This is a genomic window from Streptomyces sp. CRN 30 (genome assembly GCF_034105845.1).
The window spans coordinates 1-14,962 of record NZ_JAVRHI010000041.1 but is presented as its reverse complement, the minus strand read 5'-3'; the positions used below and the strand labels follow the sequence as shown (position 1 = coordinate 14,962).

The following is a 14,962-nucleotide window of genomic DNA, read 5'->3' as shown; positions in this document are numbered from 1 at the left end:
GGTCGCGGGCACGCCCGGCGGCCGCCCCTCCCCCGCCCGCGCGCACCGGCGGGGGCGCGGCGCCCCGTACCTCTTCCTCCTCCCGGCGACCGTCCTGTTCGCCCTCTTCTTCGCGCTGCCCATCGGCTACGCGCTCTGGCTGAGCCTGCACAAGGTCGAGGTCAAGGGGCTCGGGCTGGGCGCGGGAGCGCGGGCCGAGGTCTGGGCCGGCGTCGAGAACTACACCGCCGCCCTGACCGACTCCGAACTGCTGGCCGGCGCGGGGCGCGTGGTCGGTTACGGCGCGATCGTGGTCCCGGTGATGCTGGGCCTGGCGCTGGTGTTCGCGCTGATGCTGGACAGCGAGAAGGTCCGCGGGACACGCTTCACCCGGCTCGCGATCTTCCTGCCGTACGCCATCCCGGGCGTCGTGGCGGCGCTGCTGTGGGGCTTCCTCTACCTGCCGGACGTGAGCCCGTTCCACTTCGTGCTCGACGAGCTGGGGCTGCCGCAGCCGGACCTGCTGGACGGCGGGCCGCTGTACCTCGCCCTGTCGAACATCGCGATCTGGGGCGGCACCGGCTTCAACATGATCGTCATCTACACCGCGCTCCGGGCGATCCCCGCCGAGGTGTACGAGGCCGCGCGGCTGGACGGAGCCACGCCGCTGCAGATAGCGCTGCGGATCAAGGTGCCGATGGTGGCGCCGTCGCTGGTGCTGACCTTCTTCTTCTCGATCATCGCGACGCTCCAGGTGTTCAGTGAGCCGACCACCCTCAAGCCCCTCACCAACTCCGTCCCCACCACGTGGAGTCCGCTGATGAAGGTGTACCAGGACGCCTTCGGCAAGGGCGACATCCACGCGGCCGCCGCGGGCGCGGTACTGATCGCCGTCGCCACGCTGGTGTTGTCCTTCGGCTTCCTGCGGGCCGCGAACTCCCGTGCCAAGCAGGAGGAAGCACGATGAACTCCCTTGCCGTCCGGGGAACCGCGCGCCGTCGCCGCATCGCCCTCGTCCCCACGCTCACCCTGGTCCTCGGCGCGCTCTACTGTCTGCTGCCGGTGGCGTGGGTGGTGATCGCGGCCACCAAGTCGGGCCGTGAGCTCTTCTCCACCTTCACCTTCCTGCCGGGCACGGGCTTCGCGGACAACCTGTCCGACCTGAACGCCTACCGCGACGGCGTCTACTGGAAGTGGATGGGCAACTCCGCGCTCTACGCGGGCCTCGGCGCCCTGCTCTCCACGGCCGTCTCCGCGGTCAGCGGCTACGCGCTCGCGATCTACCGCTTCCGGGGCCGCGAGAGTGTCTTCAACATCCTCATGGCGGGCGTGCTGATGCCGCCGGTCATCCTCGCGATCCCGCAGTACCTGCTGCTGGCCGAGGCCGACCTGACGGATTCGTACGCGTCCGTGCTGCTGCCGCTCGTCCTCTCCCCGTACGGCGTGTACCTCGCCCGGATCTACGCGGCCGCCGCCGTTCCGGCCGACGTGGTGGAGGCCGGGCGGATGGACGGGGCCGGCGAGTGGCGGATCTTCACGCGGATCGCGCTGCCGATGATGGTGCCGGGCCTGGTGACGGTGTTCCTGTTCCAGTTCGTGGCCGTGTGGAACAACTTCCTGCTGCCGTACATCATGCTCAGCGACGACGAGAAGTTCCCGATCACGCTGGGCCTGTTCACCCTCCTCGAACAGGGCGCCAACACCCCCGCGCTGTACACCCTCGTCCTCACGGGCGCACTGCTCGCGGTGGTACCGCTGATCGCGCTGTTCCTGGTCATCCAGCGCTTCTGGAGCCTCGACCTGCTCTCCGGGGCCGTAAAGTCATGACCATGAGCAACACGGGGGGCCGGCGCAGGCCGCCGACGATCCACGACGTGGCGCGCGAGGCCGGAGTGTCCCGGGGCACGGTCTCCCGCGTCCTCAACGGCGGGCACTACGTCAGCCCCGCGGCGCAGGAGGCCGTCAACGCGGCGATCCGCAAGACGGGTTACGTCGTGAACCGGCACGCCCGCTCGCTGATCACCGGGCGGTCGGACTCGATCGGCTTCCTGCTCACCGAGCCCCAGGAGAGGTTCTTCGAGGACCCCAACTTCAACGTCCTGCTGCGCGGCTGCACCCAGGCGCTGGCCGCGCACGACATCCCGCTGCTGCTGATGCTGGCGGGCACGAAGGACGAGCGGCGGCGCATCACGCGGTACATCACCGCGGGACACGTCGACGGGGTACTGCTGGTGTCCAGCCACTCCGGGGACCCCGTCGCCGAGGAACTGCGCGCGGCGGGCGTGCCTCTGGTCGCCTGCGGCAAGCCCATCGGACTGGGCTCGAAGGTCAGTTACGTGGCGGCGGACGACCGGGACGGCGCCCGGGACATGGTGCGCCACCTGCTGTCGCTGGGCCGCCGCCGCATCGGCGTGGTGACCGGCCCGCTGGACACCCCGGGCGGCGTCGAGCGCCTCGCGGGCTACCGGGAGGTGCTCACCGAGGCGGGCGTCGGCGTCGACGAGCGGCTGGTCGTCCCCGGCGACTACAGCCGGGCCAGCGGTGAGGCGGGCGCGGAACGGCTGCTGGAGCTGGCGCCGGACGTGGACGCGGTGTTCGTCGCGTCCGACCTGATGGCGCAGGGGGTGCTGGGCGCGCTGCACCGCGCGGGCCGGCGGGTCCCGGACGACGTGGCCGTGGGCGGTTTCGACGACTCCCCCGCCGCCACGTCCGCCACCCCGGCCCTCACCACGATCCGCCAGCCCTGGGACCGCATCAGCAACGAGATGGTGCGGGTCCTGCTGGCGCAGATCGGTGGCGAGGACCCGGCGGCGGTGATCCTGCCGACCGAGCTGGTGCGGCGGGACTCGACCTGAGGACCGCGCCTCGCGGACCGCGCCCTGAACCGTGCGCGCACGGTCGACATACCGGCATGCCGACATGTCGACGGCAGTGCCGTCGTCCGGCCACTGATTGCACGCTCAACCAGCGTTCATCTCTCTGTTACCGTGCGCCCATGGCAGTCAACACGGTCGGGACCCGGCTCGAGGAGCGGTGGCGGGAGATCCTGTCGGTGCACGCGCGCACGATGTGTGAGATCGACCGCGCGCTCCACCCGCACGGCCTCGGCGCCAGCGACTTCGAGGTGCTCGACGTCCTCGTCGCCGCCGCCTCCCGGACGGGCTCCGGCGACCACTGCCGCGTGCAGGACATCGCCGGGCAGGTGCACCTGAGCCAGAGCGCGCTGTCCCGGCTGATCGGCCGCCTGGAGAAGGACGGCCTGGCGGAGCGCACCGTCTGCGAGGAGGACCGGCGCGGGGTCTGGGTGGCCCTCACCCCGAAGGGACGCGAGCTGCACGCCCGCGTGCTGCCGCTGCAGCGCGCCGTCCTGGCACGCATGCTGGGCGGCTGACGGGCCCACCCGGACACCGCGACGCCGCGGAGATCCGTCAGGAGCGCCCTAGCCCTGCGGCCTCGCCAGCAGGGTGCGTACTCCCTGGGAGGTGAGCGTCAGACCGTGCGGCGAGGTCGCGTCGATGGCGAGCGACAGCTCCTCCTCGGGCCACTGCGAGGCGAGCGCGCCCAGCGGCACCAGGCGGTAGCGCTCCACGGACGGCAGCAGGCCCGCCATCTCCGTCTCCGAGGTGAACACGGGCACCACCTGGTCGCCGCCCGGCTGTTCCAGCACCGGCAGCGCCACCATCGCCGGGTCCGTGACGTCCTCCGCGCCGGCGTCGTCCGGCACGGGGACCAGCACGTCGCTCCCGGCGAGCGTGTCGAGGGCGACCGTGTTCGCGGTGTCCTCGGCGAGGGCCGTCAGCGCCCGCTGCGCCGGGGTCACGGGCTCGGGCGCGATGTCGTCGTACGAGGGTGTGTCCATCTTGATTCCCGGGGTAGTGGCGAAAACGGACGGCCCGGGACGGTGCCCGTTCCGGGCGCGATGCGGGTCGCGTACCCGAGGGGGCCAGGGGCATGCGTGCGGTACGGACGATGCCCTCGAGTCCTCGTACGCCCCCTCCCTTGACTTGGCCGGAACCGGCGCGCAGCATTCCCGTAATCAAGTGAACGATAGTTCACTCGGCGAACCGCCGTGATCACTGCCGGTTGTCCCCCTGCCCCGAACGCCCGCCCGCCCCGCGAACCCCGGAGCCGCGCCATGCCCATCACCCGCCAGCTGATCATCGGCGGCAAGGACGTCCCGGCCGCCTCCGGCCGGACCGAGGAGGACGTGAACCCCTACACGGGCGAGGTGTACGCCACGGTGGCCGCGGCCGGCCCGGAGGACGTGACGCGGGCGGTGGACGCGGCGGACGCGGCCTTCGCCGGATGGGCGGCCCTCAGCCCGTTCGCCCGCCGGACGGTCTTCCTCCGGGCGGCGGACCTGCTGGACGAGCGGCGCGAGGAGGTGGCCGACCTCATGGCGCACGAGGCGGGCGGCACCCGCCCGTGGGCGTACTTCAACGTGGGGCTCGGCGCGAACATCCTCCGCGAGGCCGCCGCGGCGGTCACCGCCCCGCGCGGCGAGGTGCTGAACGCGCAGGAGGAGGGCGCGCTCGGGCTCGCGGTGCGCGAACCGCTCGGCGTGGTCGCCGCGTTCGCGCCCTGGAACGCGCCCGTCGTCCTCGGCGTGCGCGCGGTCGCGGCGCCGCTGGCCGCCGGCAACACCGTCGTGGTCAAGCCCAGCGAGGACGCGCCGATCGCGTGCGGACTGCTGGTCGCGGACGTCCTGCGGGAGGCCGGACTGCCGGACGGGGTGCTCAACGTCGTCACGGGTGCCCGCGAGGACGCCGCCGTGACCGCCGAGACCCTGATCGCCGACCCGCGGGTGCGCGCGGTCGACTTCACCGGCTCCACGGGCGTCGGCCGGATCATCGGCGAGCACGCGGCACGCCACCTCAAGCCGGCCGTCCTGGAGCTGGGCGGCAAGAACTCAGTGATCGTGCTCGACGACGCCGACCTGGAACACGCCGTGGACGCGGCCTGCTTCAGCGTGTTCATGAACGCCGGGCAGATCTGCATGTCCGGCGACCGCATCCTGGTCCACGAGTCCCTGGCGGAGGAGTTCACGGCCAGGTTCACGGCGAAGGCCGCCGCGCTGCGGTCCGGTGACCCGACCGATCCGCACACCGTGGTCGGCCCCCTGGTCAGCAGGCGGTCCGCCGAACGCGTGGCCGCCCTGGTGGAGGACGCCGTGGCCAAGGGGGCGAAGGTGCTCACCGGTGGCGGCGCGCCGGACGGCGCGGTCCACCCGGCCACCGTCCTCACCGAGGTCCCGAGGGACGCCGAGGTCTTCCACAGCGAGTCGTTCGGACCGCTGTGCGTGCTCACCGCCTTCGCGGACGACGACACGGCGGTCGCCCTCGCCAACGACACCGAGAACGGCCTGACCTGCGGCATCATCACCGAGAACGCCACTCACGGCCTCAACGTCGCCCGCCGGGTGAGGACCGGCATCGTGCACGTCAACGACCAGTCCGTCGCCGACGAGCCGCACGCGCCGTTCGGCGGCGTCAAGGCCTCCGGGTACGGCCGGTTCGGCGGGCGCTGGGGCATCGAGGCGTTTTCGAACACCCGTTGGGTGACGATAGCCACCCAACAGGCGCACTACCCGTTCTGACGGGAAGGCGGACGGCGGCGGCATGATGCTGCGAGGAAGTCATCGCGCCCAGGGGAGCCCTCGATGAGCGAGACGGACCGGCCACTGGCGGCCACCACGACAGGAACCGTACGGGGCCGCACCGAGAACGGCCTGGCCGTCTTCCGCGGCATCCCCTACGCCGCGCCCCCGGTGGGCGGGGCGCGTTTCCTCGCCCCGCGTCCCGCGGACCCCTGGGACGGTGTGCGGGAGGCCGGCACGTACGGCCCGCCGGCTCCGCAGGAGGCCATGCTGCCGGGAGCGCCGTCCCCCGCCGGGAGCGTCACGGGGGACGACTGGCTGACGGTCAACGTCTGGACCCCGGCGCCGGATCCCGCCGCCCGTCTCCCGGTGCTGGTGTGGATCCACGGCGGCGGCTACAAGCTCGGCACCGCCGGTGACGCCGGTTACGACGGCGGCAGGCTGGCCCGCGACGGCCGGGCGGTCGTGGTCACCCTCAACTACCGTCTCGGTATGGAGGGGTTCGCCCGCGTCCAGGGCGCGCCGGCCAACCGCGGGCTCCTCGACCAGGTCGCCGCCCTGCGCTGGGTGCGGGAGAACATCACGGCCTTCGGCGGCGACCCCGACCGGGTCACCGTCTTCGGCGAGTCCGCCGGCGCGGGGTCGATCGCCGCGCTGCTGGTCATGCCCCGCGCGCAGGGCCTCTTCCGGCGGGCCGTCGCCCAGAGCGTGCCCGGTACGTTCTTCTCCGACGAACTGGCCACGGACATCGCCGGTGTGCTGGCGGCCGCGGCCGGGGCGCGCCCGACCGCGGCGGACCTCTCCCGGGTGGATCCCTGGGAGCTGCCCGCGGCGGTGGCGCCGGTGTCGGACGAGATGCTGCGGTACGAGGACCGCTGGGGCGCGGTGGCGCACACCTCGACGCCGTACTCGCCCGTCGTGGACGGCGACGTGCTGCCCGTCGCGCCCTGGCAGGCCCTGGCGGGCGGTGCCGCCCGGGACGTCGAGCTGATCACCGGGCACACCCGGGACGAGTACCGGCTCTTCCACGCCCTCGGCGGCCGGATCGGCCGGGTGGGCGAGGAGGAGGCGGCCACGGCGCTGCGCGTCTTCGGCCCCCGGCCCGATCCGGTGGGGGCCTACCGCGCCGCGTTCCCCGACGCCTCGCCCGAGCAGCTGTACGAACTCGTGCAGTCCGACTGGCTCTTCCGCATGCCCACCCTGCACCTCGCCGAGGCGCACCTGGCCGGCGGGGGCCGCGTCCACGTCTACGAGCTGACCTGGCCGGCCCCCGCCCACGGGGGTTACCTCGGCGCCTGCCACGGTCTCGACGTCCCCCTCACCTTCGGCGTCCTCGGCGGCTTCGGGGCCGAGCTGCTCGGTCCGACGCCCCCGCCCGTCGCCGAGGAACTGTCGGCCCGCATCCGTACCGCCTGGACGGCCTTCGCCGCCACCGGCGACCCCGGATGGCCCGCGTACGACACGGGGCGGCGCCTCGTGCGGGTCCTCGACGAGAAGCCCGCGGTGGCGGCCTACCCGGAGGAGGTCTCGCGCCGCCTCTGGCAGCACCACGCGTTCGGGGCGCTGCCGTCACTGGTGGTGTGACCGCGCCGCCCGTCACCCCTCGGGCGCCGAGAGACTGCTTCCGGCCCCGGACTGTCGATTTTCAGCCGGAGGGGGGAGCGACCTTTGCGGATGACATCCGTACCGATCAGTCTAATGGTGAAAGCTGAGGCGCGGGTCACTGCGTGGTACGGCTGAGCACACCGCTCACGTTCAGGACCTCGTGACATCCCTGCGCCCGACGGCCGGTGGCCGGTGTTCCCGGCGTGTCACAGGTCACTTCGACGGTCACGGTGTCGTTCGCAGCTATCTCGATGGGGGTCACCCAGTGATAGTCCTGGTTACGGAAGGTCTCCAGCGCGATCGTGGTGATCTTGCGGTCGCCGAAGCTGATCGTCACCAGGCCCTCGTCACCCTGGAAGTTGGCGACCACGATGTCCGTGACCCGGAAGACGCTGTCGGCGGGCACCTCGTAGGTGCCGGTCGCGGTCTGCCCCGCCGACGTCTGCAGGTCGATGGTGGCCGAGCTCTGCCCGCCACCGCCGGAGCCGGTGCCGCCCCCGGGTCCGCCGCCGGCACCGGGCGAGGTGCCGTCGCCGCCCGTTCCGGGCGGGGCGCCCGACTCCTGGCCGCCGCCGGGCCCGGTGCCCGTGCCGTCGCCGCCGGAACCGGTGCCCGGATCCTGCCCACCGCCCTCCCCGGGCGGCGTGGGACGCGGCTGGACCGCCTCGGTGGCCGCCTCCTCGGCGGCGCTGCGCACCGCTGGACGGACCAGGGCGAACCAGGCGAGCAGCAGCGCGAGCAGTGCCGCGAGCACCGCGAGCAGCCACTTGGGGAAGACGGGGATCTGCACGAACTCCGCGTCCAGCGGCGGCCGGACGGCGGTCACGTCCTGCCGCGCCGTCTCCTGCTGCCGCCGGCGCTGCGCTTCCTCGTCGTCGGCGACCTCGGCGGTGTCCACGGTGAACGGCCACACCACGGGGGCGCCGAACCACACCGGCTTACCCGTACGGACCCGCAGGCGGACCTCCACCGACTCGCCCGGCTTCAGCTCGGGCCCCGCCGGCTCGAAGGCGAAGCCCAGCTCCTCCCCCGCCTGGCCGGGCGTGAAGGCCACCCGCTTCGGGGAGTTGCCCTGGTTGCGCACCGCCAGCCGGTAGCGGCCGCGCAGCCAGCCGCGCCGGCGGCGCGGGAGCAGCTCGGTCTGCAGCTCCGTGAACTCCTCGATGTGCACGGTGGTCTCGAGGACCCGCACCGACTCGGGGTGCTCGGTCGGCAGGACGCGCACTCCGAGGGGCACGTCCCCGGCCCGGACCTCCGGGGAGCGCGGCGGCTGCAGGAGGAGCGTCACCGTCTCCGAGGTGCCCGGATAGAGGGAGACCCGGGCCGGTTGCGCGGTGGTCCAGGGTGCGCAGTCGCCGACGATCTCCAGGCTGTACGCCTCGACGATGTCACTGTCGTTGCGGACCGTCACGGTGGTCGTGGCGGTGCCGCCCGGCGTCACCGTCACCGCCGGGATGTCGAGACCGGGCGCACCGGCACCGGAAGAGGCTGCAGAAGGCGTCACACGACGACGGTAGGACCGTGCCCGGGCGCTCAACGAGGAGCGCGAGGGCAACACCCGGGCAGTCGTGGTGCCCGGGAGGCAATGACCGACTCCCTCGTGATGGTACGTAACCGCGGCATCGCGGCACCTGGTGCGCGCCGCGCACGGGCCGGCCGGCCGTCCCTGCGTCACACCACGGACCTACGAGACAGGTAACCCCCCATGTCCAACCCAGGAAGAAGCGACTCCCCCATGTCCGCCACCGCGTCGGGTGCGCCCGCCCCCGTCCGGTGTCCGCACCGGACCTCCGTTCCCGCCCGTCCCGGCCGGGTGACCGTGGCCGTCTACGCCGCCGATCCCATCCTGCGCGTCGGCGTCGTGCAGCAGTTACGTCCGCGCCCCGAGGTCGACCTGCTCGACGAGGCGGATGCCGAGCGGGCCCAGGCGTCACTGGTGGTCGTGGACGCCGTCGACGACGACGTCGCGGCCCTGCTGCACCGGTTGCGGCACAACCCGGCCACCCGCACGGGCCTCGTGGTCGGCACCCTCGGCTCCGGCACGCTGCAACGCGTCATCGAGTGCGGCGTGGCGGCGGTGCTGCGCCGTGCCGAGGCCGACCAGGACCGCCTCCTCCACCTGGTCCTGGCAATGGCCAACGGTGAGGGCGTACTCCCCGGCGACCTGCTCGGCAAGCTGCTCACGCACGTGGGCGGCCTCCAGCGCTCCGCGGTCGCCCCGCAGGGCATGTCCCTGTCCACGCTGACCAGGCGCGAGGCGGACATGCTGCGCCTGGTGTCGGAGGGCCTGGACACCGCGGAGATCGCCCGCAAGACCGCGTACTCCGAACGGACCGTCAAGAACGTGCTGCACGAGATCACCACACGGCTCCAACTGCGCAACCGGGCCCACGCGGTGGGGTACGCGCTGCGCAACGGGCTGATCTGAGAGCCGGTGCCGGCTCCCGGCCCCGGAGCCGGCGTCGGCTCCGACGGCGGGCCGGGAAGCCGGCGCTGCCCGAAAGCACACCACGCGCTTCCCCCGGGTACGGCCCCGCCGCCCTGCCGCGCCGCACGCGCCGCGGTGCAGGGTGGCGGGGCACCTGGCGAACGCCGCACCGAAACGCGAGGGGAACTGTGAAGGCAACCGCTGGCCCCGGCGGACGACGCCGCCCGGGCAGGTTCGGCACGTCGTTGCTGCTGCTGGTCCCGCTGCTCGGGGTGACGGCCGCCTCCGGGCAGGACGGCGACGGGCCCGGGCTGCGCGCGGTCGACGCGGCGGACACCCGCATCGCGTACGCCGGCACCCGGCACCGCAGTCTCGGTCAGGTCGCCACCGGCTCCACGACCTCCAGCCCACCGCTGTTCGGCGCGGGGCCGGCCCATTACGACGTCCAGCCGTCCGCCCTCGGCGACACGCTGGTCTTCGCGAGCCGCCGCGACGAGAAGGACCCGCAGGTGTACCTGCGGACCGCCGATGGTTCCGTACGCCGTCTCACCACCGGCATGGACGCGGCGCACCCCCGGCTGACGCCGGACGGCGGCGCGGTGGTGTTCGACTCGCCCGACCCCGACGATCCGGACGGGCAGGGACAGCGCGACCTGTGGTCGGTCCCGGCCGACGGTTCCGAGGACCCGACCCGGCTCACCGACAGCCCCGCGAACGAGCAGTGGCCGACGGTCTCCCCGGACGGGCAGCGCCTGGCGTACTCCAGCGACGTCGACCCGCCGGCCGGCCGGCAGGTGTACGTACGGCCCCTGGCCGGCGGGGCCGCCTCCCGGCTCACCGACCCGGCGAACGGCGAGGCCACCGAACCGGTGTGGAACCCGGTCGACGACGCGGCGCACCGGGACCGGATCATGTACACCGCCACCGCCGCGGAGGGTCAGCCCCGGCTGCGGATGACGGACGGGGACACCGACAAGACGTGGCTCGCGGGCACGTACGCGCAGTGGCGTGCGCACGGGGCGGCGTGGATGCCCGACGGGAACGAGGTGCTGTTCCTGAGCCCCGAGATCACCTGTACCTGCACGAGCGGCTGGGACCACGTGTACCGGGCGACGGAGGACCTGGCGAGGGACCCCGCGACGGTGCTCGACGAGGACCGGGAGGTGCGCTCGCCCACCTGGCTCGACGGCGGGGCGGTGGTGGAGCGCGTCACCGCGGACAAGCCGAACGAGGTGACCCTGCAGGACGCCAGGGCGGACGGAGCCGACCCCCGTGACCTGGGACTCGAACCGCTGCTGCGCGAGGATCCGGCGGCCGACACCGACACCGACCCGGCCGCGGATCCGCTGTTCCGGCCCGCGCCCGGTCACGACCCGTGGACCGAGCGGCAGAACTACACGCCCGACGGCCGCCGGATCGTGTTCACCCGGTTCACCGGCCCCGCCGACAGCCGGATCCAGCAGATCCACATGGTGGACGCCGACGGTTCGAACGAGGAGCTCCTGCCGCTCGATGGACGCGGACCGACGGACTGGGACACCGACCCCACCTTCTCCCCCGACGGCAGGCACCTCGCCTTCACCCGGACCTCGCCGGGCGGCGTCGGCGCGGCCGCGGGTCCCAGTCGCATCCTCGTCGCAGAGGTGGCCACCGGCGCGATCACCGGTGAGGTCGTCCCGCCGGCCGGCGAGCTCCAGGGGCAGGACGCCCAGCCCACCTGGTCCTCCGACGGCACCACGCTGGCCTTCACCCGTAGCCACACGGCCTCCGGGACCGGCGGCAACAAGCACGTCTGGACCGTGCCCGTGGACGATCTCGGCCGGCAGCGGGACCTGAGCGCCACGCTCTGCCCGGACAGCGGCTGCCAGGTCCTCGACGACAGTCCCGCGTTCTCCCCGGACGGGCTCGGTGTCGCCTTCAACCGCGGCGGCCGGACCGACGCGGGCAACGGCATCCTGCTGGCCTCCCTGACGGACGACGGCTGCCGGGTGCTGCTGCCCGCCGCCGCCCGCGACGTCCCCGACGCCTGCCGGCGGCAGTTGCCGGACACCTCGGTGACCGGCCCGTTCCAGCCGCGCGACGCGGCCTGGACGGCCGACGGCACCGGCCTGGTGTTCAGCTCCCGTGTCACCGCCGAGGTCAGCAGCCCCGAGAAGCTGAGCCGCCTGGACATCGCGTCCGGCGACATCACCCCGCTCACCGGCGACCTCCCGGGCCGGCAGAAGGAGCCCGGCGTCCAGCAGTCCGTGGACCTCGCGGTGCGGGCACCCGGCACCGCCCCCGAGGTCGTCGTCGGTGACTCCGCCACCGTCCGGGTCGACGTCGTGAACAACGGTCCCGCCGCCTCCCCCGGCACCCGGCTGACCGTCGTACCGCCGCCCGGGGTGCAGATCACCGGGATCACCTGGCCCGGGGGCACGTGCGACGCCGCCTCCCTCGTGTGCGACGTCGGCGTGGTGCCGCCCGGTGCCACCGTTCCGGTGGACGTGACCCTGACCGGTCTCACCCCCGGTGACGCACCGGTGGACTGGTCGGTCACGGGCACCGTCCTGGACCCGCAGCCCGGTGACAACGCCGGCCGGACCGTGGTGCCGGTGCGCGAGGCCCCGCCCTCCTCACCCACTCCGACCCCGACGCCGACGCCGACCACCGAGCCGCCGCCCACGTCCCCGCCGCCGGCCCCCGGGCCGCCCACGAGTCCACCGCCGCCCGCCCCCGCACCGCCCACGGCGCCCGCACCGCCCCCCGTCCCCCCGGAGCCGGAGGCGCCCGAGGCCGGACCCGGAGTGCGGGTCACGGCCCAGCCGAACCCCGGTCACGTCGGCGGGCGCGTCGTGGTGACGTACACCGTGCGCAACGGCCGCAACGCGCTCGCCACCGGGCTGCGGCTGCGCATCGGCCTGCCCGCGGACATCCCGGACAACGGGCCACCGGCGGGCTGCGACGACTCCTGGAACTGCGCGCTGCCGGACCTGCGGCCGGGCGCGAGCACCGTCGTCCGGGTCGTCCTCAGTCCGGACAGGGCACTGACCGGCGACGTCACCGGCACCCTCACCACCACCGGCACGGACGCGGACCCGGGCGACAACACCGCCCGGGAGCGGCTGCGCATCCTCCAGCCGCGCATCGAGGCGGTTCCCGACATCGGCAAGCCCGGCTTCGTCACCTCGGTGCGCGGCCGGGACTTCCCGCCGGGGGTGCCGGTGCGGTTCACGTGGCGGCCGGGGATCACCGCGGCGGCGGCGCCGACCGTGCCGGGGCCGGACGGCCGGTTCACCGGCCAGTTGCTCATCCTGGCCAAGGACCGGACCGGGCCGCGGGTCATCACCGCGAGGGGGGCCGGGTTCTCCCCGGTGCGGACGGACTTCCTGGTGGTCAGCGGTACCGTGCAGCCGCCCGGCGAGGTGATCCGCCGATGATCCACGAGGTCGACGAGGCGCTGCGCCGGCTGCTCGGCGAGTCCGGTCTCCAGGCGTCGGGCGTCGAGGTGGTGCTCGACGCCCCCACCCGGGACTGGGCGGCGCGCCGCACCGGCCCCACGGTCTGCGCCTTCCTGTACGACATCCGCGAGGCCGCCGCCCGGCGCGGCAGGGGCGCCGGGGAGGTGTACGACGCGGACGGGCACGTGGTGGCGCGGCGCACCCCGCCCCGCTGGTTCGCACTGACGTACCTGGTCACGGCGTGGGCGAGCCGCCCGCAGGACGAGCACCGGCTGCTGTCGCAGGTGCTGACCACCCTGGTGACCGGCGAGGTGCTGCCCGCGCGGCTGCTCACGGGCACGCTCGCCGAACTCGGCCTGACCGTGGGCCTGGAGACCACCGTCACCGGAGCCGACGGGCCGTCCGCCTCCGACGTGTGGTCGGCGCTGGGCGGTGAGCTGAAGGCGTCGCTCGGCGTACGGGTGACGGCACCGCTCGCCGGGGTGAGCCGGGCCGCGGGGCCGCCGGTGACGGAGGGACTGGTGGTGCGCTCCGCCGCGCGGCAGCAGGACGGGGAGCCGGTTCAGGGGCGCCGGCTGCGGTACGAGGAGGTGGGCGACCCGGGTCCGGACGGTTTCGCCGGCCCGCGGGCACGGCCGTCCGCGCCCGCCCGACGCCGTCGCCGGGGTGACCGCCAGCCGTGACGTACACAGCCCGAACCGGCACCACCGGCACCACCGCCCGGACCGGCGCCGGGTCCCCGTCGCCCGGCGTGGAGCACCTGTGGACACGGCTGCGCGAGGTCGAGGAACGCGTGCGGCACGCCGTCGCGGTGCGCCGCGCCACCGATCCCGACCCCGACGACCCGTACCGGGGCCAGTACCTCACGCCCGAGGCGGCGGCCCGCATCCTGGACGAGCCGGGCGGCCTCGGCGTACCCGCCCACGAGCCCTCGCACCCACCGGCCGGCTCCGTCCTCGGCGGCCTCGCCGAACGGTGCGGCCTCACCCCCCTGGACCTGGACCTGCTGCTGATCGCGGTGGCACCCGACCTGGACGCACGGTTCGAACGCCTCTACGGCTACCTCAACGACGACCTGACGCGCCGCCGGCCCACGGTCGGACTCGCCCTGGAACTGTGCGGACTCGCCGGGGCGTCCCCCGCCCGTTTCCGGCTCGCTCCCGGAGCGCCGCTGGTCGCGGGCGGTCTGCTGGAGGTCACCGAGCCGGAACGGCCCCCGTTGTCCCGCGTTCTGACCGTGCCCGACCGGGTCACCGGGCACCTGCTGGGGAACGCGCGGCCCGACGCCCGGCTCGCCGGAGTCCTCGGTGACGTGCCGGAGGACCCGACCGCGGACACGGCTCAGGTCCACCGGACGGCGGCCGCCGCGACCGGGACCGGCGCCGGTCCCGTCCACCTGATCGCCCGGGGCGGTGACGCCGGGGGACTGGCCGCCGCCGCCCTGCGCGCGGCCGGGCTGCGCCCGCTCGGCCTGGACACCGTGGCGCTCGCCCGGCGCTCCGCGGACGTACCGGAACTCGCCCGGGTCGCCGCGCTGGAGGCCCGTCTCACCGGCTCCGGGATGGTCCTCGGCCCGCTGGAGGCACTGCCCGCGGAACCCGCCGACCGGGCCCGCACGCTGGGCACGCTGTGCGCGGCGCTACGGGGAGTTCCCCTGCTGACGCACGGCACGGTCGGCTGGGACCCGCTGTGGGCGGCCGACACCCCCGTCGTCGTGACCGTGCCGGCGCCGTCCCCCGAGCGGCAGGCGGCGCGCTGGCGGCACGCCCTGGAGCGGGCGGCGGGCGGCGCCGTGACCGGTGACGCGGAGGAACTCGCCCGGGCGGTCGCCGCGCACCGCCTGGACTCCGGGCAGCTGCGCCGGGCCGCCGAGGTGGCGACGCGCACGGCGGCCGTCGAGGGCCGCCCGGTCGG

At 74.4% G+C, this 14,962-nt stretch carries 11 protein-coding genes and 1 pseudogene; 10 read left to right on the top strand and 2 right to left on the bottom strand.

Annotated elements, in window-relative coordinates:
• Positions 1-94: 94 nt before the first annotated feature.
• The 4 genes from UW392_RS04300 (at position 95) to UW392_RS04285 (ending at position 3,370) form a co-directional block, all read left to right on the top strand.
• Positions 95-946, top strand: coding sequence for a sugar ABC transporter permease (locus UW392_RS04300; protein ID WP_320773503.1), 852 nt, complete (start codon positions 95-97; stop codon positions 944-946).
• Positions 943-1,806 carry a carbohydrate ABC transporter permease gene (locus UW392_RS04295; protein WP_320773502.1) on the top strand — a complete coding sequence of 288 codons (864 nt, stop codon included), beginning with the start codon at positions 943-945 and terminating at the stop codon, positions 1,804-1,806. Before UW392_RS04300 ends, UW392_RS04295 begins: the two co-directional genes overlap by 4 nt.
• The gene (locus UW392_RS04290) at positions 1,803-2,834 is read left to right on the top strand and encodes a LacI family DNA-binding transcriptional regulator (RefSeq protein ID WP_320773501.1); all 1,032 of its coding nucleotides are present in this window, start codon (positions 1,803-1,805) and stop codon (positions 2,832-2,834) included. Before UW392_RS04295 ends, UW392_RS04290 begins: the two co-directional genes overlap by 4 nt.
• A gap of 140 nt (positions 2,835-2,974) precedes the next feature.
• Positions 2,975-3,370 (top strand): MarR family transcriptional regulator, encoded by a 396-nt coding sequence (locus UW392_RS04285; protein ID WP_320773500.1) that lies wholly within the window; start codon positions 2,975-2,977, stop codon positions 3,368-3,370.
• A 48-nt stretch (positions 3,371-3,418) separates the two neighbouring features.
• Here UW392_RS04285 and UW392_RS04280 read toward each other — a convergent pair whose 3' ends face one another.
• Entirely contained in the window at positions 3,419-3,838 is a 420-nt protein-coding gene (locus UW392_RS04280) for an SseB family protein (protein WP_320773499.1), read from the bottom strand.
• Between the two features lie 276 nt (positions 3,839-4,114).
• On the opposite strand from UW392_RS04280, the gene UW392_RS04275 reads away from it, so the two are divergent.
• Together UW392_RS04275 and UW392_RS04270 are read left to right on the top strand one after the other, a co-directional pair.
• Positions 4,115-5,575, top strand: coding sequence for an aldehyde dehydrogenase family protein (locus UW392_RS04275; RefSeq protein ID WP_320773498.1), 1,461 nt, complete (start codon positions 4,115-4,117; stop codon positions 5,573-5,575).
• A gap of 63 nt (positions 5,576-5,638) precedes the next feature.
• Positions 5,639-7,159: a carboxylesterase/lipase family protein gene (locus UW392_RS04270; RefSeq protein WP_320773497.1), complete on the top strand. Its 1,521-nt coding sequence runs from the start codon at positions 5,639-5,641 to the stop codon at positions 7,157-7,159.
• Between the two features lie 136 nt (positions 7,160-7,295).
• Here the strand turns inward: UW392_RS04270 and UW392_RS04265 are convergent, their stop codons facing one another.
• Positions 7,296-8,684, bottom strand: coding sequence for a hydrolytic protein (locus UW392_RS04265; RefSeq protein ID WP_320773496.1), 1,389 nt, complete (start codon positions 8,682-8,684; stop codon positions 7,296-7,298).
• A 231-nt stretch (positions 8,685-8,915) separates the two neighbouring features.
• On the opposite strand from UW392_RS04265, the gene UW392_RS04260 reads away from it, so the two are divergent.
• From UW392_RS04260 to UW392_RS04245, 4 genes and pseudogenes are all read left to right on the top strand, one after another.
• Positions 8,916-9,608 carry a helix-turn-helix transcriptional regulator gene (locus tag UW392_RS04260; RefSeq protein WP_320773495.1) on the top strand — a complete coding sequence of 231 codons (693 nt, stop codon included), beginning with the start codon at positions 8,916-8,918 and terminating at the stop codon, positions 9,606-9,608.
• A 188-nt stretch (positions 9,609-9,796) separates the two neighbouring features.
• Positions 9,797-13,027: a hypothetical protein gene (locus tag UW392_RS04255; RefSeq protein ID WP_320773494.1), complete on the top strand. Its 3,231-nt coding sequence runs from the start codon at positions 9,797-9,799 to the stop codon at positions 13,025-13,027.
• Entirely contained in the window at positions 13,024-13,731 is a 708-nt protein-coding gene (locus tag UW392_RS04250; protein ID WP_320773493.1) for a DUF4255 domain-containing protein, read from the top strand. The genes UW392_RS04255 and UW392_RS04250 overlap by 4 nt, the downstream gene beginning before the upstream one ends.
• A pseudogene (locus UW392_RS04245) lies at positions 13,728-14,962 on the top strand (ATP-binding protein); the annotation flags it as partial. The gene UW392_RS04250 and the pseudogene UW392_RS04245, both read left to right, overlap by 4 nt.